Here is a 23,631-nt window from a genome sequence, read left to right on the forward strand (position 1 = left end):
GTGTCTGCAATTGTTTGGCAGAAATGTGCAAAGCTTTTGGAAGAAGAATATCCTCCCCCACAATTTAATACTTGGTTACGGCCTCTACAAGCTGAACTACAAGAAAATTGCTTAATTCTTTTAGCCCCAAATAAATTTGTTGTAGATTGGGTTAAAAAGAATTTTTATAACCGTATTAAAGAGTTAGTACATCAGTTTGGGGGTGATTTAATATCGTCAGTGAGTATAGAGGTAGGAACTAAAATAGCTCAGCCAGTTACGGTTGATAAAGTACCAGTTTCTACAGTCTCAACTGCTACTTCCAAAGCGCCACCTAATAAAACTGCTGATTATAAAAATAGTTATTTAAATAAAAAATTTGTTTTCGATAGCTTTGTTGAAGGGAATTCGAACCAATTAGCTCGTGCTGCTTCTCTGCAAGTTGCTGAAAGACCAGGTGACGCCTATAATCCTTTGTTTATTTATGGTGGCGTTGGATTAGGGAAAACTCACTTAATGCATGCTATTGGAAATGCTATTTTAAAACATAATCCTGAAGCAAAAGTTCTTTATTTGCATTCTGAACGTTTTGTAGCAGATATGGTTAAGGCATTACAAACGAATTCTATTAATGAATTTAAACGTTTTTATCGTTCTTTAAATGCTCTATTAATTGATGATATTCAATTTTTTGCTGGTAAAGATCGCTCACAAGAAGAGTTTTTTCATACTTTTAATGCTCTTTTAGAAGGCCAACAACAAATTATTTTAACCAGTGATCGTTATCCTAAAGAAATAGAGGGCGTCGAAGAAAGATTGAAGTCGCGTTTTGGCTGGGGATTAACGGTCGCTGTAGAGCCGCCTGAATTAGAAACACGCGTAGCTATTTTGATTAGTAAAGCAGAGCAGTCAAATATCGAATTACCGTATGAAGTGGCTTTTTTTATTGCTAAGCGTATTCGCTCGAATGTGAGAGAGCTAGAGGGTGCTTTGCGACGTGTTATTGCTAATGCTCATTTTACCGGTAAACCTATTACTATTGATTTTGTCCATGAAGCGTTGCGTGATTTACTTGCTCTTCAAGATAAACTAGTCACCATTGAAAATATTCAGAAAACAGTAGCTGAATATTATAAAGTTAAGGTTGCTGATTTGCTATCTAAGCGCCGTAGCCGCTCTATTGCACGTCCGCGGCAAATGGCAATGGCTTTAGCTAAAGATTTAACTAACCATAGTTTGCCCGAAATTGGGGATCATTTTGGCGGACGAGATCATACAACCGTTATACATGCTTGTCGTAAAATTAAAGAATTAATCCAAATTGACAATGATTTTGCAGAGGATTTTAAAAATCTAATGCGCATTTTATCGTCTTAGTTGAGAATTATTATGTTTGAAATTGCTATTCCTAAGAATGAATTACTTCCACGTTTGTTAATGGTGGCAGGTGCTGTTGATAAACGCCAATCACTTGCAATTTTAGCTAATATTTTAATTTCGATTAAACAAAAACGCTTAGTACTAACCGCGACTGATTTAGAAATGGAAATCTCAGCCTTTTTAAATTGTAATGATTGCCTTACTGAAGGGGAGATTACAGTTCCAGCTAAGAAGTTTATTGATATTATTCGATCACTTGATGATGAAGCTATACCCACAATCAAGTTAGACGAAAATGCTGTAATTTTAAAGGCTGGACGTAGTAAATTTAAATTAGCAACTCTACCTGCAGAGCAATTTCCTAACAGTGATCAAGAACAGCCTGATATTGAACTTAAGTTACCTAGGGCGGAATTGCTTTGGTTGTTGCAATCAACTCATTTTGCTATGTCTCAGCAAGATGTTCGAGTTTTTTTAAATGGCTTACTTTTTGAGCTTGAAGGAAGTACGATTACTACTGTGGCAACTGATGGTCACCGGATGGCTATCTGTAAACATTTGTCGGATTTAAATTTCCCCAGTCAGCGCCTATTGATACCACGAAAAGGTATTCAAGAAATGCTTCGTCTTCTTAACTCTGTTGATGATGAAGAAATTAGTGTTATTGCTGGAAAAAATTACTTCTGTTTAATTACGGCCGATTATAAATTTAATTCAAAATTAATTGAAGCTAGATTTCCGCCTTATGTAAGAGCGATTCCTACCAATAATGATAAATTTATTTTAATTGAGAAGGATCTCTTAAAACGTTCGCTGCAACGAATAATGATTCTTGCTCATGAAAAATCACGAGCTGTTTTGCTTCATATACAACCTTCTGGTGTCACCTTAGTAGCAAATAATCAAGAAAAAGAAGAAGCAACCGAATCGCTTGAAGCTAATGTTGATGGACAAGAGCTTAAAATAGGTATTAATGCTGGTTATCTTTTAGATGTTTTAAACATCTTACCCGGTAATTTAGTTCGCTTATCCATGTCTACTACTGATCGCAGTATTTTAGTTGAGTCTCTAGAAGATGAACAATATCAATATATCATCATGCCTATGAAACTATGAAGCTCAATGCTATTCAAATAACAAATCTTCGTAATATTTCTCTCGCTAAATTAAATCTTCATTTACATTTGAATTTCATTACAGGTAATAATGGTAGCGGTAAAACATCTTTTCTTGAGGCAGTTTATCTTCTTGCTAGCGGACATTCTTTTAGGAGCCGAGAAATCTCGGCATTAGTTTCGCATGAGCAGGATAGTTTAGTTGTTTTCGCAAATACAATTGATAATCAATATATAAGTATTCAAAAATCACTACGTTCTCCCACTATGGCTCGTATTAATGGCCAACCTTGTCTAACTAGCAGTGAGCTCGCTTTTTTTTTACCTTGTCAGGTTATCTATCAAGATATTTTTCAAATTATTGATGCTGGCCCTACTGTGCGTCGAAGTTTATTAGATTGGGGATTGTTTCACGTGGAACATCCTTATCATACAATTTGGAAAGACTATCGGCGCGCATTAAAGCAACGTAATGCTTTATTAAAACAACGTGCAACAAATACAGCATTAATTCCGTGGAATAAAATACTTTCTACCCTTGCTGAGCAATTAAATAATTATCGGCAGAACTATTTTCTAAAACTAGTGGAAGCTTTTAAAATTATTTTACCGCAATTAACAAATGTTGAATGTTTGCTAAACTATTATAAGGGGTGGGATAAACGTGATGAAGGTAAAGATTTAGAAACTATACTTACTGCAAGTTATGATATTGATTTGGCTCGAGCCCAAACTCACTACGGTGCACATCAAGCTGATTTAACCATTACAAGTAATGATATAAAAGTAAAGCATTTCCTTTCCCGTGGTCAACAAAAAATGATTCTATTTGCGCTGAAATTTGCGCAAACTGGCTTGGTTAACGGCAGCTGTATTCATTTGATTGATGATTTTACTTCTGAGTTAGACGAAGAGCATTTGCAGCGTTTGTTAAACTATATTGTCCAAAGCGAAGATCAGTTTTTTATTACTTTACGAAAAGGATCAAAAATAATTGCGGATTTTGATTTCCCTCATCAAATTCTTCACATGGAGCAAGGTAAAATTACTAATCAAATAAAATAGCTAAAATGTTTCACGTGAAACAAATTAAATAAACTTGTTAAATAACGTTTTCAAAAAGATATTATCTCGCATAGTCAAATTGTTAGTAAGTGATATAAACCCTATATAAATAATGATATAATCACTTTTTGGTAAAATGTATATTAGGTAAGAGGATACTTATGGCCATTGATGCTAATTATGATTCGTCTAATATCAAAGTGTTAAAAGGATTAGATGCAGTAAGAAAGAGGCCTGGAATGTATATTGGCGATACCGATGATGGTACAGGCCTGCATCATATGGTTTTTGAAGTAGTGGATAATTCAATAGACGAGGCATTAGCCGGTTATTGTAAAGAAATCCATGTTATTATTCACGCTGATGAATCGATTACAGTAAGGGATGATGGTCGTGGTATTCCTGTTGACATACACCAAGAAGAAGGCCGCTCAGCAGCAGAAGTAATTATGACTGTTCTTCACGCTGGTGGAAAATTCGATGATAACTCTTATAAGGTCTCAGGTGGTTTACATGGTGTAGGTATTTCAGTAGTAAATGCCTTATCAGAAGAACTCCATTTATTAATTCGACGAAATGGTCAAACACATGAGCAACACTATCGGCATGGCGTGCCGGACGCTCCTTTATCAGTTACAGGCGAAGCATCTAACACAGGTACGCAAGTATGGTTTAAACCAAGCGCTGATACATTTAATAACATTGAGTTTCATTATGAGATTTTAGCAAAACGTTTAAGAGAACTCTCTTTTTTAAATTCAGGCGTTTGTATTCACTTATATGATGAGCGTACTGAAAGACGTGATACTTTTCGTTATGAAGGGGGTATAAAAGCATTTGTTGAGCATCTTAATCGCAATAAAACACCTATTATTCCTGTGGTTTTTTCATTTACTGCCGACAAAGAAGAGGTTGTAGTTGAGTTAGCTATGCAATGGAATGACTCCTTCCAAGAAAATATTTTTTGTTTTACCAATAATATTCCGCAACGTGATGGCGGCACGCATTTGGCTGGCTTTAGGGCCGGTTTAACTCGTACTTTGAATAATTATATTGAAAAAGAAGGGTTTGCAAAGAAAGCCAAAGTAGCTACCACTGGGGATGATGCACGTGAAGGATTGACGGCCGTTCTTTCTGTCAAAGTGCCTGACCCTAAATTTTCTTCGCAAACAAAAGATAAATTGGTTTCGTCTGAGGTGAAATCAATAGTTGAATCCCTTGTAAGTGAAAAATTTAATGATTTTTTACTTGAAAATCCAGCTTGTGCTAAAGCAATTGTAGGTAAAATGATTGATGCTGCTCGTGCGCGTGAAGCTGCGCGACGTGCTCGAGATATGACAAGGCGTAAAGGTGCATTAGATATAGCTGGGTTGCCTGGCAAGTTAGCCGATTGCCAAGAAAGAGATCCTGCACTGTCAGAACTATATATTGTAGAGGGAGATTCAGCAGGCGGTTCTGCTAAGCAGGGGCGAGATCGTAAATTTCAAGCTATTTTACCGCTTAAAGGAAAAATACTGAATGTGGAGAAAGCACGTTTTGATAAAATGCTATCTTCGCAAGAGGTAGCCACCTTAATAACTGCTTTAGGATGCGGTATTGGTCCAGATGAATATGATCCTGATAAAATTCGCTATCATCGCATTATTATCATGACAGACGCTGACGTTGATGGCTCACATATCCGTACTTTATTACTTACCTTTTTTTATCGTCAAACACCAGAGCTAATTGAGCGTGGATATATTTATATTGCTCAACCGCCACTTTACAAAATTAAACGCGGTAAACAAGAACAATATGTAAAAGATGACGAAGCGTTATTTGAGCACTTAACGCAAAGTGCACTTGATAATGCAGAGTTATATCCTTCTAAAGATGCACCATCGATATCAGCAAGAGCTTTAGAAGAATTAGTAATGCAGTTTAGGAAATTAGAAAAAATTATTAAAAGACTTGCTAAGCGTTATAACGAAAATCTTCTTAGACAACTAGCTTATTTACCAAGTTTACAAGGACAAGATTTTACTAAGAAAGAATCTGTTGCAGTTTGGGTTGAACAGTTAAATCACTATCTAATTACTATAAATAATAAAGCATTACAGTATCGAGCGGAAGTGATGCATTTAGCTGAGCAAGATATTTATCTACCGCAGGTTGTGATTACCCAACATGGTTTAGAAAACTATTCATTATTGACCGCGGAATTCTTTAGTTCTAAAGATTATCGAGAAATAGTTCAATTAGGTTCAAATTTAATAAATCTAATTGAAGAAGGCGCTTATGTAAAACGCGGTGATAAAGTCTTAGCTATTAAAAATTTTGCTGAAGCTTTAATGTGGCTTATGGACGAAGCAAAACGTGGTCAATCTATTCAACGTTATAAAGGTCTTGGTGAAATGAATCCAGAACAGCTCTGGGAAACTACAATGGATCCCACTGTTAGACGCATGTTGCAGGTTAGTATTGAAGATGCTATTTCAGCAGATGAAATATTTACAACCCTAATGGGGGATAATGTTGAACCACGGCGTGATTTTATTGAAAGTAATGCCTTAGAAGCTGAGAATATTGACGTCTAATTGGAGTATCAAGTAAAAAGCCGCATCCTTGCGGCGGAGCACATCCTGTACTGGTCCCTTATCTTTGACTTCCTGTCAGACAAATCCTTGTCATCCTTTATTGACAAGTATATGTATAATAATAAATTTAACCTAAAGTTAATTGCGGTTTAAACTATAAGAAATATCTCAAAAAAGGGCAGGTTACAGGCCTGATTACTGAAGTTGTCAAAAGATAGGTAAATTTATAGTTAAAATAATAATTTCATGTCTAAATTGGCGTAATTTTTAAATTAAGCAAGTTATGGCAATAGCCTGTAATACAATTTTTGTAAGATTGAAACTATAGCGTCTTTAGATAGAAAAAACTTTAAGTTATGTGAAACTTCAGCTAATTTTTATGCCTATATTTTATAATGCTAACTTTGAAACCAATAATCTGCTAAAGAAGTATTTTTATAATGATTAAGGTAAGTAAAAAAGAAATCCTGGGATTTTTGGTATTGATTCGTTTTTAATAAACAACTTAGAAATGTTTGCGTATAGATTTCATTCTGAGCGTCACTTCCACCTAGTTGAAAGCAGTTATGGATAGCAGGCTGCATTAATTCATAAGCAGTTTGATAGTCCTTTTCTGCAAAATGTTTAACACCAGAACTTAAAGGAAAAGCGATATTTTGCCATAAATTACGATCATGCTCCGAAGCTAATGTGGAAGCATAAGAGTTAATAGATTGTAATGACTGATTTGCTAAATCAATTTCACCAGCTCGAACTAAACAATAAATAAAATGCACATTATTAAAAGGTATATAATGTTCAAAAGGATGAGAGCCAAGGTAGGGCGTAATTTGCTGAAAATAGTTATCTTGTGGCAGGCCTGCTAAATCCATACGCCATAACAATGAAATAGCGTCAATTTGCTCTAAAACTGTATGAGGTAAACTACCAAAAATATAGGGGAAAAGTTCTAATACTTTCTCCTTATTGCGATTAGCCAGGTAAAATAATGCGAGATGCCATGTATTATGTCCTTTTAAAAGAGGTAAAATCTCTGAGTTAATTAAAGGTAAACTTTCTAAACAATGAATACCTTCCTCTATATTACCCTCCAACAAATAGGTATGCGCTAAAGTATGGTATGCCCAGGGGAAATTAGATTCACTTAAGTCTATAGCTTGTTTAGCAATTTTTTTAGCTTTTGTATAATGTCCACAAAGTTCTTGTGCAAACGAATAACTCGATAAAAAAGCAGGATCATGTTGGTTTTGTTGCACACAACTTTTACATAAATTAAGGAAGTAGCCACTTTGATAAGATTGCCCAGTGCAATAAAAAAGCCACTCCGCAAATTTTAATGCTAGGACATCTCGAGGAAATTGTTTAATAATACTAGTAAGTAAAGTGATTGCACACTCGTAATTTAAATCAGCCCAAGCACGGATTGCGTAATAGGTTAATCTTTCTCGTAAATTTGATTGATATAGCAGTTCTTCTGCTTCTTTAAGAATTTGTAGTGCTACTTTGGTAGCCGTATCTTCTTGCGCATAAAGATAAAAAGCAGCAGCATAGGTCTGAATAAGCAAATTATTATGATGCTCTTGGGCTGCTTTAAGAATAATGTCAGCATGAACTCCTGAATTTAAAATTTCATTATTAAACGAATCAATGGCTTCTATTACGTGTCGAGACTTAGTAGTAACATTTAAACCTCGTTGAGTTTTCATAATATATAATTTAATAAGAAGATATATAAAGAATCATAGCAGATAGAATAGACCTCTTGCCTAACCGGTCTATTTTACGCGATTATTGTGTTGCAAAGTTTTCTCCGGTGCTTATTTACTTCGTGTAAACGTCGTTCCTCAAAATCCTTGCGCTTTGCACTCACGCAAAATAAACCGGTTAGGCAAGAAGGTTTAATTAAGCTGTAGATAAAGACAATAATTGACTTAATTTAAAACATAGTAATTTATGTATTATTTTGCGATAATAATAACTGTTTTAGCCCAAGCTTTAATTCTTTAATTACTATTTAGTCACAGTTAATAAATTTACCATACTTGAAATCATAGTCATTTAATTATAAAGGGATAATAGTTTGATGGGTATGAAGTAACTTCCAATGAATTTTAGGTAGTGTGTTTTTTATGATGATATCGAACGTTGAGCAAAAATCGCTTACAGAGTTTACTGAAAAAGCTTATCTTGATTATTCTATGTATGTCATTTTAGATAGAGCTTTGCCAAATATTGCGGATGGTTTGAAGCCTGTACAAAGACGTATTGTATACGCTATGTCAGAACTTGGCCTTAAAGCAACAGCTAAACATAAAAAATCAGCGCGCACGGTTGGAGATGTATTAGGTAAATTTCATCCGCATGGTGACGTGGCTTGCTATGAAGCAATGGTATTAATGGCTCAACCATTTTCTTACCGCTATCCCTTTGTTGATGGCCAAGGTAACTGGGGGTCGCCTGATGATCCTAAATCTTTTGCAGCGATGCGTTATACGGAAGCTAAATTATCAGGCTATGCAGATTTATTACTAGCAGAGTTACAACAAGGGACTATTGATTGGGTAGATAATTTTGACGGTACATTAACAGAACCTTCTTTGTTACCAGCACGCCTACCAAATGTTTTATTAAATGGTGCAACCGGTATTGCTGTCGGTATGTCATCAGACATCTTACCACACAACTTAACTGAAGTTGCAAATGCTTGCGCCTATTTACTCGATCATCCAAATGCTAGCTTAGATAAAATTTGCAAACATATTAAAGCACCAGATTTTCCTACAAATGCTGAAATTATTACACCCACAGCTCAAATTCGAACAATGTATGAGACGGGAGTTGGCTCAATCAAAATGCGTGCCGTGTATAAAGTTGAACGACATCAAGTGGTAATAACAGCGCTTCCTTATCAAGTCTCAGGTGCCAAAGTAATAGAACAGATAGCCACGCAAATGCAACAAAAAAAACTTCCTTTAGTAGAAGATTTACGTGATGAATCTGATCATGAACACCCTACTCGTTTGGTTATTATCCCCAAATCGAATCGAGTTGATATTGATAGTATGATGTCACATCTTTTTGCTACAACAGATTTAGAGCGAAGCTATCGAGTTAATTTTAATATGATTGGCTTAGATGGTAAGCCTAAAGTAAAAAATTTATTAACTATTTTAACTGAGTGGTTAAGCTTTAGATTGACTACGGTTGAAAAAAGATTACGTTATCGTTTAAATAAGATATTAGATCGCATTCATGTTTTAGAAGGGCTACTCATCGCATTCCTTAATATTGATGAGGTCATCGCAATAATTCGCGAAGACGACAATCCTAAACAAGGTTTAATGAAACGATTTAAGCTAAGTGAACGACAGGCTGAAGCGATTCTTGAAATAAAACTACGCCACTTAGCGAAGCTTGAAGAAATAAAATTAAAAGGTGAGCTCGCTGAATTATCAGAGGAACGTGATTCAATTCAGGCAATTTTAGAAAGTGAAAATGCTTTAAAGCAGTTAGTTAAGAATGAAATTATTGCTGATCGAAATAAATATGGTGATAAGCGTAAATCGCCTCTAGTAGAGAGAAGCGAAGCACAAGCCTTGAAAGAAACTGATATCATACCGAATGAGCCAGTTACAATTATTTTATCTGAGAAAGGATGGATTCGTGCAGCTAAAGGTCATGATGTAAATGGACAAGATTTGAGTTATAAAGCTAATGATTCTTTTAAAACTCAAACAAATGCACGCAGTAATCAGCAGATTGTTTTTTTCGATAGTATAGGTAAAGTTTATACCTTGCCTGCGCATGTATTACCTTCAGCACGTGGACAGGGTGAACCCTTAACAGGAAAGTTAAATCCTGCTAATGGTGCTACTTTTGAAGCGGTTGTTGCTGGTGATCCACAAGATTACTTTTTAATTGCGAGTGATGCTGGTTATGGTTTTATAACGCAATTAAATGATTTATATGTTAAAAACCGCAATGGTAAAGCTTGTTTAAAAATGACTGAAAATAGTTTGGTGTTAACGCCACGTTTAATTAATCAACAGGAAGCAGCGAGTATAGCTTGTGTAACCAACGTTGGTCGATTATTAGTGTTCTTAGCAGAAGAATTACCCATTTTAAATAAAGGTAAAGGCGTTAAATTAATTAATATACCAAGTGCAAAATCTGTTCAACGTGAAGAATACTTAATTGACGTGCAAGTTTTAAGTAAAAAAGATCTTTTAACTGTTTATGCTGGCAAGCGTCATTACACCCTAAAGCCTGCTGACTTAGAGCATTATCAAGGCGAGCGAGGGCGGCGAGGTAACTGTTTACCCCGTGGCCTACAGAATGTGACTGCTTTGCGCGTGACTAAATCTGAAACTTAAAAACTATAGTGTTGTCCACTAAGCTTTTATACTTCGTTTCAAGTTCACTTAGTCATGTACTTTTTTGTACACTCCTTCGCCTTGCTCACTGATGTTTTGTCTCAAGATTAGGGAGCACTACTATAGCATGTTGAGAATTAAAATTAATTTTAAGTAAAAATTATTCAGTTAACATGTTAATCAATAAATTTTTTTGGGTTAATGATAGGTTAGTTAAAGGGAGTGTTTTTAATGAAAGTAATTTGTATAAGGATAGAGTTGGTAAATTTTTTTGTGCGTTAATATGTTTCGCGATGGTATTAATATCTCCTCTCACTAAAGGTCCTGTAAGGGCTGCTGTTAAACTAGGCGCGCATTGAATATTGGTAAGGCTTGTTTGCATTAAACGTGTAATAATTGGTTTGGCTTCTTGCTCAGCAATGCCAGCTGCAACAAATAATTCTATAGCTTGTGCTGCCAAGGTAACTAAATGGTTGGCAGCAAGAACAGCTGCTGCATGATAAAGTATTTTTTTACTTGCATCGACTGTAACTAGATTTGCCCCTAAAGGCTTAAACAGTGTTGATAAAATTACTATTGCTTGTTCGTCCCCTTCAATTGCGCAATCACAATTCTTAAAACAATTTTGATCAACCACATCTGCTCTGAACGCTTTTAATGGATGAAAGCTTGCAATATAACAGCCTTGCTCTTGCAAAGGTTTTAATACCTCAGAACTTAAAACACCACTACAATGGACAACTGTACTTCCTGGTCGGACGATTTTTTTTTGAGCAAGCTCTAAAGCAATAAGCGCAATATCATCATCAGGGGTTGTAATAAAAGTAATATCTGCTGATGGTAAATCCATTATAGAAATTAAAGGTTTGCCTTGATTAACGAGGGATTGAGTTTGTTCTGCACTAGAAAATTTCTTATTAAGAATTGCTCGCAAAGAAATTTGCCCTGAAGAAACTAAGCTAAGTGCTAGATTTTTTCCTAAACGGCCGGCACCAATTAGATTAAAAAATAAAGATTGCATTAATTAAAATTAATTCCTGAGCAAAAATTCAATTTAGTTGTATTAGTATAAAGAAGTTAAAAATTATTTCTAATTATTTCCGTAGAAGGGCCCGTTTAGCCGATCAAGCTTAGGCCTTTGTTAATAAAAGAGTATATAGACTTATAAGTATTCATTACTCTTACACCAAAAATTTCAAAAAAGTGGAGAGCAATTTTTTAGTTATTCGTGTAAGAATTAATTTATTTTTAGATCATACTAACATACTTCAGGCCAAAAAAGGGCCCATGGAAACCATAGCTACTAGAAGGAATTACATTGGAAGGAAGGCTAAGTGCTTGAAAATAATTAGTGGCCATGTATCCAGCATCTACAATAATTTTACTAATGGGTAAATTATAGGTATAGGCTAAACCTAATTTAGTGTCTAATTCAGGCACTATAGTTGTAGTAGATGAATTCAAGGGAGGATTGATATTTGCAGAAACATCAAGGGAGCTAGCGTCACCTATCAAGAGAGAGCTTGCAATATTACCAAAAACACTAAATACCTCATTAAAATGATACATTAAATCCATACCTACTCTTGGCCCTAGTCCTTCAAATTTCATGGTCTCATCATTATAGGAAGGTGTTAAGCTACCAGTTTCAGTGCTTATTATATTTACTGGGCCATATTCTTTAGTTTTTAAACGGGCATACTGTAAGCCAGCATGAAAGCGCACATCTTTAAAAATACCAAAATTTGTATGTTGGCCAAATTCAGCGTTAACCGCATCCCACTTATGGGTATTATCATCATAAGCAAAAGCTAAATTGCTACCCGATACGAGGCTAATGTATGTATTGCCACGCGTTGTAATATGATCATTTAAATGATACCAATTTATATTGAGGTCAGATCCAGTACCAAAATGATAAGAAACCTCTAGTTTAAAGCCCCACAACCAATCATCATTTTTCTCTAAGAATTTACCATTTGTATTATAGCCTAAATAGTTATCATAATAAGTATTTCCATTTAAAGCTGGACGTAAATATAAAGCATGAACACCAACATCAAAACCAGTAGCTTCACAAGGAACTGTTACTTGTCCTGGAGTACAAACAGGTCCCATAGCACCACCAAAAGCAACATTACCACTTAAAGCGAGTAAAGGTAAAAAAAACTTTTTCATTATTAAATATTATTCCCTACAAAATTATTTTTATTTAATCATTAATAAAAGGAGGCAATATATTATAATTACAACTATAAAATATGAAGTCTAAAGTCATTATTTAATTCTTCATTTGCTTAAAGTACTTATAGTTAGAGAAAGTATTATTTGGACTCTCTTGCGCTATAGTAGTTTCAATAAATGTTGGAGGCTCAAAAAAAACACCAATTGAATTGGCTTTTTTTTCAGGTTTATTTTGGGGCGTTTTTTCTTCCATCGATTTTTTTGGGTTTAAATTTTCTAATAAAGTAACTATTTCTTGCTGTTTTAAAAATTTTGCAAGCGCTAAAGGCGTTAATTCTAATTGTTTAGTTGTATCGTCAGGTTGCCTTAACTCATAGGTCGCTTTTGTTTCAAAATGACTATCAACGTTAAATTTAAGTAAGATCTTAACTTTATCGATGTCAGCTGTTAATACAGTATGATGTAGAGGCGTGCAATCTTTTGTATTAACTATATAAGCAGGATAATACGCTGAACTTAGATTACTTTGCTTCTTAGCTTCAATCGCTTTAATTATTCTTTCAACATCACCTAGTTTAGCTAAAATTATTTTTTCCTCGCTTTCCTTGTTAGGAAAAATATTAAAAATAGAAGTATTACTTTTATAAGCTAAAGTACAAGCTTTAGTCTCTCTATTTACATAATAGATACTCCAGTCCTTCGTTCTAACATAAGCAATTTTTGTCGGAAATGGCATAGATAATAGCTTGGTTTCATCAACAGGCGGCATTTCATGTAAGTAACATAAGCTACAAGGTTCTACTGTTTGTATTCTAGGGTAAGATATTTTTAAATTGAGTTCGCCATACTTTAGGTTACTTTCTAATTGCTTATTATCGCCAATATCAAGCCAGTAAAATATTCCCTTAATAACCTTATTTTCGGTTAGATCAGTAAAGTAAGATTTATAACTAAATTTTCTTACCCCCAGTTGATTCATATTAAAATAAGGAATAGCTGAAATAGTCTGGTTTGGGCTATCAAATGCATGTATATTTGGTGTTTTTTTCCACTCATTAAATACAATTAACATTCTTGGATCAGCACGAACTGGTGAATACATCATAAAAAAATCATTAGATCTCTGAAAGCCTGACCGAGCGGTAGTCACTTCACAATGCCCTAATAGGGATATCGTTTGCCCTTCCTTAGGAAAAACGTTGGTATCAAATACATAGTTTCCCTGGCTAATTAATAAAAATATAGTAAAAATATCTTTGCAGCTCACTCTACTAAAAATACTATCTAAATCATTTAGATTTTTAGCCATATACATTTGAACAAATTGTGCCAGTTCTTTTAATTGGCCATCCATGCATTCTTGATTTAATAAATCCTCAGTATTACATACCTCTATATCAACATCTTCTTCATTAAATTGCTTTTGGTAACTAGCTACATATTGCTTTAGACACCAAAATTTAATAGGGTTGCTAGGTTTACCTTTTGCTTGCGCTTTAAGTTCTCTAGCCATTTCAATAGGCCCAGCAATATCATGTCCTGCTATTGCAGTTAGCTCATTTTTAGTCGGCGGACCTATCCAAGAATAATGTATAGTTGGTAACTTCATAATAAAATACTATAAGTAAAAAAGAGCATAATTTGATCAACATTATATCATAAAGTTTAAATATTGTGCAAAATTAAATTAAGATTTATTGGTGTTAAATGAATTTTTATTTATATAAAGTTCGCAAGGCTATTTGGGTAGATAATATAGCTCATGATATAATAGATAAAGCCTTGACTATATATTGAATCATCAAGGCTACTTTAGTTAAGCCAGTCGATTAAATAATCCCTTTAAAAAGTTCTATATAATTAGGTCTGTTTTACCACATGAATCTTCTAGCAATGGCGTGTTGTATTTAATGTTGTTACTAGGATTATATACATCACCTTTCTTATATCCATCATCAAATGTTATTCGCCCATCCGGAATTAAAAATACTATAGGCTGTATTAAAGTAATAGCAGGTATACATAGTTTTGGAAATTTTGCTTCTTCTGCATAGGGGGCGACTTCATAAATTGAAATTTGGTCGGTGCGTGTTTTTCCTAGAACAATTTTAACATCTTGCATTTGGTCAAATAAACTTTGACTTAAATTTTTTACAAAATCTTGCATCTGTTCTTGAGAAATTTGTTTAGCCGCCTCCAAAGTTGCTTCAGTTATTTGGTTATTTGAATTAATAACAGGTACTGCCGCAATTAAGTGATGTAAAAAGTATTTTGCAAGTGATTGAAAGGCTTCGAGTGGAAAAACTTCTTGGGCAGGTTTTTCAACTTTGTTAAACATACGCATACAACAACTCCTCAACTTAGATTTCTTTGCTCATAAATAATGTAGTGAGGAGTATGATCTCTTAATTTCTTTAGAATTAATAGTAACTGATCATATTATTTTATGGTATATAGTTACTGAGGACGACCTCCTATCCTAGGTAAATAATACGGGACGACCCGACTTTTAACGAGAGTAAAATATGGCTTGGGTTTATCTCTTTCTTGCAGGGATCCTTGAAATAGTTTGGTCATTCATGATGAAGCAATCTGTTGGCTTTACGAAACTAATACCGTCTGTGGCAACTATTATCACAATGGTAGCTAGTTTCATTCTTTTATCTATCTCTATGAAAACACTTCCGCTAGGAACAGCTTATACAATATGGACAGGTATTGGAGCGGTTGGCGCATTTTTAATAGGGATTATAATTCTAGGTGAGCCAGCTAACGCATTACGAGTTATAGCTGCAGCCTTTATTATTTTCGGATTGGTAATGATGAAATTTTCTTCTACATAATAATTCGCGTAAGAGACAGCGTAGCATAATCAAGACTACACTGACTTTACCCTCTTTAACTATTAGGAAATTGATCAAATTTTTGAACCTCAGCTAAACTATCTTCCCATTTGGCTCTACTCTGATAAAAAATGTGCGCAGTAGGGGATATAGGCGGTTCGAATTCAATACTGCCAGCAGGTAAAACAAGCATTTTACCTTCGTACATGTAGGGTAAAGCGGAGCCACAGGTTTGGCAAAAACACTTTGTATGTCTTGTTCCCTCTAAATTATAAATTTTGGTATTTTCTTCCCCACTTAACCAATGAAGTTTTGCTGAATACGATATTAGATTTGCCCCATGTATCGTACCGGTATCCTTTTGGCAATATGTGCAATGGCAAAACAAAAATAGATCAAAATTGCCTTCAATTTCATAGTTGACTTGGCCACATAAGCAGGCGCCGATTTGTTTTTTTGCTTTACTGTTCAAGTTCATATAGAAGATTCCTACAAGGATAGATGACGATTATCTTTTGTTAGTGTGTTAAGCCCAAAAGTCAGGAGATATTAGGTGATGAGTATAACTCAGTATTAATTTACTGGAGGGCGGTTGATTCTAAATCGAATGCATGAACAAAGCTAGGGTCTTAATCATCGTTAGCATAAATATAATAGGCCACTTAAACCCATAAGAGATAAATAAATACAATGACTAGTAAAATGGGTACAACATATCGTATTAGAAATTGCCAAGTAGCAAATAATTTTGGCCCAAAATCTAATTCAGTTTGTGCTACTTTTTGATTTAGCCGCCAACCAACAAAGATAGCAATTAAAAATGCGGAAATAGGTGTTAAAATTTGCCCTGCAAGCTCTTGCACTACTTCACTCATAGGCCAGGTTACTGGCAGAAGGTGGGTTGTAAAAATAATAAGTGCACCAATAATTATAGCTAATAGAGTAATAATACTCGTAGCAATAAGTCGTTTTAGCGAAAAGCGCTCAATTATGGTAACGGCGGCGCTTTCAGCAAAAGCAATGGCAGGCATCCAAGAGGCAAGAACAGTACCTAATAGAAAAAATATAGCAATCCAAAAACCGCCAGAAAGCTGTAACATTGCTTGTAAAACCATGTCTAAATTTAAGTGAGAAAGCTGCGTTATATTACCTTTAGCCAATAATATGGGAAAAATAATAAAATAAGACAAAAGGGAAGCGATAAGATCAAAGCCAACAATAATTAAAGTGGATTTGCCCAACCGTGTAGTAGCTGGTAGATATGATCCATAAACAATCATCGAGCCCATTGCTGTATTGAGTTTAAAAAAAGCATAAGCTAAAGCTGAAAGTAGTAACTCAGAAGTGATGGGGTGAGTGAATTGAATTAAATAAAGAATTGCATTTTTAAAACTGCCAAAATAGGAGGCATAAAGGGCAAGTAGAAAAAATACAATAAAAAATAAAGGAACGGCAATACGAGAAATCTTCTCTAACCCGCGATTTATTCCTCGTGCAACAACCACCATGGTGAGCGCTAGAAAGATAAAGAAATATAAAAATGACAGCAGGGAGGTGATTGGACTAATTATTAAAAATTGGCCTATTTCTGCTCTTAACTGATTTAATCCAAATAAAGATGAAAGATAAGCTGAAACATTTAAACAGTAATAACCTAAAGTCAAAACAAGAATAGTAAAGCAAATCCACCCCAGCCACCGCCAGCGATAATTAGCGCCTGATTCCATTGCAAGAAGACTAAAGGCGCCTACGGGATTCTGTTTAGCTCGACGTCCAATAAAAAATTCTGCCAAAACAAGAGGAATGCTAATAAATAATTCGCAAAAGAAATAAACAAGAATAAAAATACCTCCAAATTTGGCTACAAAAAAAGGAAACTGGAAAATATTTCCAAGTCCAATGACCGAACCAATTGTCACCAGGAGGTAATCAGAATTTGAATCCCATTGTGCCCGGTATTTCAAAATTTTGTTATCCATAGTTTTCCAACTAGTTAAATTAAATGCTATTAAGCTCGCTTCCTTTAACCTATTGCCTTAATACTCTATCTTCGTTACCAATCTCTTTAACTGTAAATTTTTCATGTTGCTCAGTATGAGTAGATTTCACCTTTTCGCCAAAAAAGCCAAATAACTTACCCTTAGACTGGTGATTTTTCACAGAAATCAATTCATCATTAACGTAAATATTTAGGTTCTTGTTATTGTAGCCTACCTGAGAGATTGTTTGAGCTATTGCCTTTCCTACTTGTCCTTGAGAGGCATATATATAAATGGATTTAGCTTTCTTCATCTCTTTTATTGTACGATTTGCTACAAAGCTTCTAACATCATCCGTTAATTTTAAAGGAAGCTCATAGGCAGTATTATTTGGGGTTTTTGTAAATGTAAACTGTGCCTTTGTATCATCATTGTTGGCAACATACGTTGCCCCAGTTACTTTCTCCAAGTACGCTACATCTTCTATTGGGTTAGAGCTAACTAAAAAATATTGTCTTTGAGATATTTTATGCAAAGACTCCATTTTTTTGTTAATGCTATGTAATAGCTCACCAATTTTGCCCCCGTTACTTACCTTATTGACAATACCTTCTAAGAACCGTTTATCTTTAGTTAACATACTATAAACTGCCTCTAGAGCCTTATCATCAAATTGGAGCATCTTTCCAAATGTCAGCTGCGTTACAATTTGTTCAATACGAGCTGTAACAATAGCCAAAGCAGATTCATCAGTTGGACCCATTGAGTTTGGTTCAGGCGGAGTAATAATATTAATTGATTTACTGGAAAGAAGTTTTTTAATACGCTTTACGCCTTTTTTCATACTATCAATGATCGTTTCTATCTCAGAAGATGAGTCTTTTGTCTCCGCTTTTGATTGAGAATAGGTGATTAATTCATCAGCTGCTTTTATAAATGCATTTTTTAAACGGTTTAATACTGGATCTTCATCTGGGAAAGTTGATATTTCTTCTGTGTGAGTATTAGGCGCATTTATTTCAGGCGTTTGTGTAGCTTTAATTGGTTTTCCTCTTTCTCGATCAAGCATAGCCTCAAAATGTTCAAAGGATAAATCAGGGCGATTTTTATTATTGAGAATCCAAGAATTAATAAAATTTTGTATATCTGGTGGCGTCGTATCGGGATGCTGGATTAAATTTTTAAACGCTTGCAAGGCATTGTTTATCCATTGTTGCCCATCAGAACTCTCTTTGGCTTCCTCTTTGAGTGCTTTTCGTATTTTATTTTTGACTGATACGGCAACCTGATTGTGTACAATAACTTTAAATCCCTCAGCAACATTTCGCTCTTGTGCTTCAGTGATGGGTGGTAGAAGCGCTAATGCCTGAGCAGCAATACGTCGTTTTTCAGGGTCAATTTCAAGTAAGCCAAAAATAACAGGCTGCAATTCAGCAGGAATTTTATGCAGTGATTCTGACTTTATTTTTTTAAGTTCGGTGTTGAAGTGTTCTAGGATAAGTTTATCTAGTGGTTTTCCCCTTGTATTTTGTTTTAACTCCTCTATCCAACCTAATTGTAGATTGCCAAATTCATCATTCGTATTATAAGGTGGCCTTAAAAGGCCTTCGCCTTCTTTTATGACGCCACAAAGCTGCAGGAGGGTTAAACCTAGGCGCCAATTATCATGTAAGGCGTCACCAGGTACAGTAGTGTTAGGTAAAGGTTGACCGAGTGTCATTGCGATATGAAATTCGGGTGGAAAATAACGTCTATCAGACACGGAAGAAACAGCGTATTCATTGCCACTTTGGTTTAAGGCTGCGGCAATTAATCCAGCGTTTGAAGTTGATGCAGAGCCAAAATCAGCTAAATAAATCTCGCCTGTGGCACTAACTAAAAGATTACTAGCTTTAATATCACGATGATAAATTTGCTGTTTTTGCATTTTAGCTGCTGCTTCTAATAAAGAGCGGGCTGCATGCCTTAAAACAGCGGTACGTTTTTCCTCAGAGGGCAGATAACTAATTAATTTTTTAAGATTCTCACCATCGCCTAGCGCTGCAACGTTATCCATAAAAAGATATAGCCTTTCATGGCCTTGTGCATCGGTTGAAATGATTCCATCGGTGCTATAAGCAACATGCGGTATATTTGCTGCTTTAAGAATGCGACCAAAGTCATATTCTTTAAAAAGGGCTTCTCTATCCTCATCTGATTTTATATCTAGTTTTTTAACTGCTAGAAATTTACCTTCTTTTTGTGCTAAGCGTACCTTGCCAAAAGTGCCTTGATTAAATAGTAGCCTCTGCCTCTGGGCATCTTTCTTAGAGGTAGGTAGACTTCCTTTTTCTAAGGACAGCTGCTCAAGGACTAAGTTTTCTTGCTCTGCTGTTAATGAATTCCATAGCTCATAGGCTCCTTGCGCAGTAGTGATCGTGGTAAATTCCTGGATAGTGTCTTTATTCCTACGAGTTTGCATGTAACTTCTCTTAGAATTTAAAAAAATAATGGCTCGTATATTTAAAGATATTACAAGCTTTTTTGGTCAATAACTTTATTATATGTTCAATTATAAGTCATTTCAAATGTTAACATTGGTTATATGACTTTTCTAAAGCTCTCTATTTAATAACTAATCTTAGCGATTTAATGATTGACAGTGCCTTAGAAAATATTAAAAATTCCTAATAGGGCTGATAAGGAATAGTTAGGTTGACAAAAGAAGAAAAGGATTTGGAACGAGCTGAGCGTCGTGCCAAGCGTGAAAGTCGTAGGCAAAAACAGCGTGAGGCTAATATTAATCGAGCGCAGAAAATGCACAATGCGCGCATGGCTTCTGATTTAATCAGCCTTACACCAGACCTGCCAGCTATCAATGTTGGATGTTCTGGTTGGTTTTACTGGCACTGGCGGGGTAAATTTTACCCTGAAGATATGCCGACCAAAAGCTGGTTTAATCATTATAGTGAACATTTTAAAACGGTGGAATTAAATGCCCCTTTTTATTCTTGGCCAACGCTGGCTAATGTAACTACCTGGCAACGTCAGGCAGGTCGCAAAAAATTTATTTATACCGTAAAAGTCTGTGAATTGATTACGCATATCAAGCGTTTTACTGATACAACAACATTGGTGTGCGACTTTGGCTATATTGCTGATTTATTACAAGCACGTATGGGATGTTTTCTTTATCAATTACCTCCTAGTTTTCACTATACACCTGAGCGATTGCATAATATTGTCACACAGCTCGATATAAGACGGCGTAATGTTATTGAATTTCGACATATCAGCTGGTGGAATGAAGACGTTTATACTGCTTTTCGTGAAATGGGTATCATTTTCTGTTCATGCAGCGGCCCCAATTTGCCTGATGAGTTAATTTCTACAACGGATGAAGTTTATATCCGATTTCATGGTAAAAAAAAGTGGTACTTATATGATTACAGCGATGATGAACTTCTTGTTTGGGCAGAGAGAATTTCTCAAAGTGGTGCTAAACGGATTTGGGCTTATTTTAATAATGACGGCGAAGGCTATGCCATCCATAATGCACAAACGTTTATAAAAGCTCTCAAAAAAATCATCTAATGCGTAGCCTTATAGTTTACTTTAAAGTGTGCCAATAAGGCTCAGATAGGTCTTTACACCGTTTTAATTAACTCACTATGCTATATTATTTAGTAAAGACTTATTGTAATACCTAGCTAAGCAAGCATTTGAAAAGTAATATAAATTTGCTAAAAGGATCAATGATCGTGGAAGGAATGTTTATTAATTGCTTAAAATTAAGGCTTAATGAAGACCAAATTCTTGTTGATTTAAATCAAATTCAAATGGTTTTAGCGCTTCCAGAATTAGATAAACTACCTACTGAAGATGATGCGGTGGCTGGTTTACTTAACTTCCATAGTCAATTTATTCCTGTTTACCATCTTGCAAGCCTTGTTGACGAACAAAAACCAATTTATGATTTAAATACTCCTATTGTTATTTGTTCTTTAATAAGTGGATTAATAGGATTATTAGTATCTGAGGCAATAGAAGTATGTTTTATCTCAATGGATAATATTCAAAAATCTGCATTACTTTCACCTTATCCTTATGTGGCCGGTATATTAGAAGGCGAGAAAGTATCTTCGTGGCTTCTTAATCTAGAAGAACTAATGCATTTTCATCAACTTAAACTTAAAAATCATGAATCCCTTTCTTCTAAAGCTTGAAAAATGGGCTAACAAACATTATGGCCTCTATATTCACAGTCATGCCCTAGAGCCAATCCAGCATAAACTAAAAGAGTTATTAAATAAAAGAAACTTAAATGAGAGAACTTTTTTTGAACAATTAAATACTGGTCACTCAGAACTCATTAAAATCACAATTGATATTTTAACTGTTCCAGAAAGCTATTTTTTCCGAGATAGTGTACTTTTTGCTTATTTAAAAAATCATTATTTACCAAATTTAATTCTTAAAAAAAGACTTAATCACCATTTAAATATAAATATTTGGAGTGCGGGCTGTGCAAGGGGAGAAGAAATTTACTCCATTGCCATTCTTTTAGTAGAACTTTTACCTGATTTAAAGCAATGGACTCTTAATTTGCTTGGCACAGATATCAATAAAAATATCCTTGATGAAGCAAAAAAAGCCATCTATACAAAAAGAAGTTTACGCTCAACTGAAGCAAAGCTTGAAAGCACCTATTTTACAAATCATCACAATAATTATACCTTAGTTTCATCTATTCGCGACTTAGTTCAATTTAAGCATCATAACTTAGCTGACCCTCAAAAAATGATTCGACAATTTGATTTAATTATTTGTCGGAATGTTTTTATTTACTTAACACCAGAAGTAATTAATAGGGCATTAGATTATTTTTATGATAATTTAATCAAAGATGGGCTATTATTTTTAGGTCATGCAGAATACCCGCACCAAAATTCATCAAAATTCACCATTAATTTAGAAAACGGCGTTTGTTTTCTTAAAAAGGAGCCAGAAAATAAAAAAGTATCTCTACCAGCAACCATTCAGGAAGATAAAAGGGAATTTAAATTATCACGTCAATCATTGCTAGCAACTATTGAGTCTCATTTAGAAAAAAAGAACTATACTCAAGCCTTAGAAGAAATTAATTGTTACCTTAAAAACTGGCCTAAAACGAGCTCTCTATTAAGATATAAAGGGGAGTGTTTATTACAGCAAAATGAATTGCCTGCTGCACATTTGTGTTTAATAGAATCCCTTAAACTTGATTCTCTTAATCCAGTTAGTTTCTTTTTTAAAGGATTAATCGAACTTGAGCTAAGAGACATAATTGCGGCGATGACTTCTTTAAAAAATGCTTTGTATATAAAGAATAATTTTCCAGAAGCAGCTTATTATCTTGGTTTGGTTTACTTACAACAAGGTAATAAAAATCAAGGGGCTAAATGGCTTAGGAAAGCCTTACAATTTGCTAATAAATTAAATGAGGGTTCTATTTTATATACTGTAGATACTCGAGAAAATTTTATTAATGCCATCCATTCGAGTATTTCCTATTATGAGAGATAAAGCCATGAAGGATGAATTATTAAGCAGTGAAAAAGCTAGAGCTATTTTAGCAAATCGAAAAGCAATTATTGCCAAAAAAAAGCTAGATTTTACCTTTCAAGAAGAGAGCTCACTTTTACTTTTTAAAATAGATAATATTCAAAAGTATGCCCTTCCTTATCAACAAATTGAACGTGTAATCCCTTTCCAGCAAATCACTTATATTCCTGGAGCTAAGCCAATTTTTCTAGGTATAATTTATTATAATACTGAGATATGGCCAGTAATCAGTTGTAAGCGCCTCTTTCAACTACAAGGTGAAGAGCGTATTTCATTTTTTATTTTATGTAAAAAAGGCTCGCAGCAAATTGCCTTATCAGTACATGAAGTTTTAGATCAAATTACCCTGAAAAATTCCGAAGAACTCACTCATTTTGCAAATGAAAAAACAATAAATGGAAGTACTTACATTCGTGGAGTTTACAGAACTGATATAGCAATAATTGATATAGAAGCTATATTTAATATAGTGAACTAATTCAAGGTGATTTGATTTAAAAAGGAAATGAATTGTTTAACTAAAGTCTGCATAACTTTTAGTATTTTATTAA

Annotated in this window: 18 protein-coding genes; 10 read left to right on the top strand and 8 right to left on the bottom strand. The window is 34.6% G+C overall.

Annotation, left to right across the window (positions count from 1 at the left end; translation table 11 throughout):
- The 4 genes from dnaA to gyrB all read left to right on the top strand — a co-directional run.
- A partial coding sequence (gene dnaA, locus DYH30_RS00005; RefSeq protein WP_425324437.1) for a chromosomal replication initiator protein DnaA occupies positions 1-1,356 on the top strand: 1,356 nt, incomplete at its 5' end.
- A 12-nt stretch (positions 1,357-1,368) separates the two neighbouring features.
- Positions 1,369-2,475, top strand: a complete 1,107-nt coding sequence (gene dnaN, locus DYH30_RS00010; RefSeq protein ID WP_115329422.1) for a DNA polymerase III subunit beta — start codon at positions 1,369-1,371, stop codon at positions 2,473-2,475.
- The gene (gene recF, locus DYH30_RS00015) at positions 2,472-3,539 is read left to right on the top strand and encodes a DNA replication/repair protein RecF (RefSeq protein WP_115329423.1); all 1,068 of its coding nucleotides are present in this window, start codon (positions 2,472-2,474) and stop codon (positions 3,537-3,539) included. Before dnaN ends, recF begins: the two co-directional genes overlap by 4 nt.
- A gap of 161 nt (positions 3,540-3,700) precedes the next feature.
- Positions 3,701-6,118, top strand: coding sequence for a DNA topoisomerase (ATP-hydrolyzing) subunit B (gyrB, locus tag DYH30_RS00020; RefSeq protein WP_115329424.1), 2,418 nt, complete (start codon positions 3,701-3,703; stop codon positions 6,116-6,118).
- Between the two features lie 398 nt (positions 6,119-6,516).
- Here the strand turns inward: gyrB and DYH30_RS00025 are convergent, their stop codons facing one another.
- A complete protein-coding gene (locus DYH30_RS00025) occupies positions 6,517-7,824 on the bottom strand; it encodes a tetratricopeptide repeat protein (protein ID WP_115329425.1) in 1,308 nt (435 codons plus the stop codon).
- A gap of 423 nt (positions 7,825-8,247) precedes the next feature.
- On the opposite strand from DYH30_RS00025, the gene parC reads away from it, so the two are divergent.
- Positions 8,248-10,491: a DNA topoisomerase IV subunit A gene (gene parC, locus DYH30_RS00030; RefSeq protein ID WP_423202820.1), complete on the top strand. Its 2,244-nt coding sequence runs from the start codon at positions 8,248-8,250 to the stop codon at positions 10,489-10,491.
- 160 nt (positions 10,492-10,651) lie between these two features.
- Here parC and DYH30_RS00035 read toward each other — a convergent pair whose 3' ends face one another.
- The 4 genes from DYH30_RS00035 to DYH30_RS00050 form a co-directional block, all read right to left on the bottom strand.
- Complete coding sequence (locus tag DYH30_RS00035) at positions 10,652-11,512, bottom strand: Rossmann-like and DUF2520 domain-containing protein (RefSeq protein WP_115329426.1); 861 nt, start codon at positions 11,510-11,512, stop codon at positions 10,652-10,654.
- Between the two features lie 227 nt (positions 11,513-11,739).
- Entirely contained in the window at positions 11,740-12,669 is a 930-nt protein-coding gene (locus DYH30_RS00040) for an Lpg1974 family pore-forming outer membrane protein (RefSeq protein WP_115329427.1), read from the bottom strand.
- Positions 12,670-12,772: 103 nt separating this feature from the next.
- Positions 12,773-14,284, bottom strand: coding sequence for a hypothetical protein (locus DYH30_RS00045; protein ID WP_115329428.1), 1,512 nt, complete (start codon positions 14,282-14,284; stop codon positions 12,773-12,775).
- Positions 14,285-14,527: 243 nt separating this feature from the next.
- A complete protein-coding gene (locus DYH30_RS00050; protein WP_115329429.1) occupies positions 14,528-15,019 on the bottom strand; it encodes a hypothetical protein in 492 nt (163 codons plus the stop codon).
- Positions 15,020-15,200: 181 nt separating this feature from the next.
- Here DYH30_RS00050 and DYH30_RS00055 point away from each other — a divergent pair, with 181 nt between their 5' ends.
- The gene (locus tag DYH30_RS00055; protein ID WP_115329430.1) at positions 15,201-15,518 is read left to right on the top strand and encodes a DMT family transporter; all 318 of its coding nucleotides are present in this window, start codon (positions 15,201-15,203) and stop codon (positions 15,516-15,518) included.
- A gap of 55 nt (positions 15,519-15,573) precedes the next feature.
- Here DYH30_RS00055 and DYH30_RS00060 read toward each other — a convergent pair whose 3' ends face one another.
- The 3 genes from DYH30_RS00060 to DYH30_RS00070 form a co-directional block, all read right to left on the bottom strand.
- Positions 15,574-15,996 (bottom strand): GFA family protein, encoded by a 423-nt coding sequence (locus tag DYH30_RS00060; RefSeq protein ID WP_115329431.1) that lies wholly within the window; start codon positions 15,994-15,996, stop codon positions 15,574-15,576.
- A gap of 184 nt (positions 15,997-16,180) precedes the next feature.
- Positions 16,181-17,497 carry an SLC5/6 family protein gene (locus DYH30_RS00065; protein ID WP_115329432.1) on the bottom strand — a complete coding sequence of 439 codons (1,317 nt, stop codon included), beginning with the start codon at positions 17,495-17,497 and terminating at the stop codon, positions 16,181-16,183.
- A 49-nt stretch (positions 17,498-17,546) separates the two neighbouring features.
- Positions 17,547-19,958, bottom strand: coding sequence for a protein kinase domain-containing protein (locus DYH30_RS00070; RefSeq protein ID WP_115329433.1), 2,412 nt, complete (start codon positions 19,956-19,958; stop codon positions 17,547-17,549).
- Positions 19,959-20,191: 233 nt separating this feature from the next.
- On the opposite strand from DYH30_RS00070, the gene DYH30_RS00075 reads away from it, so the two are divergent.
- From DYH30_RS00075 to DYH30_RS00090, 4 genes are all read left to right on the top strand, one after another.
- The gene (locus DYH30_RS00075; RefSeq protein ID WP_207385770.1) at positions 20,192-21,070 is read left to right on the top strand and encodes a DUF72 domain-containing protein; all 879 of its coding nucleotides are present in this window, start codon (positions 20,192-20,194) and stop codon (positions 21,068-21,070) included.
- Between the two features lie 176 nt (positions 21,071-21,246).
- Positions 21,247-21,702: a chemotaxis protein CheW gene (locus DYH30_RS00080; RefSeq protein ID WP_242604700.1), complete on the top strand. Its 456-nt coding sequence runs from the start codon at positions 21,247-21,249 to the stop codon at positions 21,700-21,702.
- Positions 21,677-23,041 (top strand): CheR family methyltransferase, encoded by a 1,365-nt coding sequence (locus DYH30_RS00085; RefSeq protein ID WP_115329435.1) that lies wholly within the window; start codon positions 21,677-21,679, stop codon positions 23,039-23,041. Before DYH30_RS00080 ends, DYH30_RS00085 begins: the two co-directional genes overlap by 26 nt.
- A 4-nt stretch (positions 23,042-23,045) precedes the next feature.
- A complete protein-coding gene (locus DYH30_RS00090; RefSeq protein ID WP_160116129.1) occupies positions 23,046-23,558 on the top strand; it encodes a chemotaxis protein CheW in 513 nt (170 codons plus the stop codon).
- Positions 23,559-23,631 lie beyond the last annotated feature (73 nt).

Source organism: Legionella busanensis, from assembly GCF_900461525.1.
In the GTDB taxonomy this organism is placed as follows: domain Bacteria; phylum Pseudomonadota; class Gammaproteobacteria; order Legionellales; family Legionellaceae; genus Legionella_C; species Legionella_C busanensis.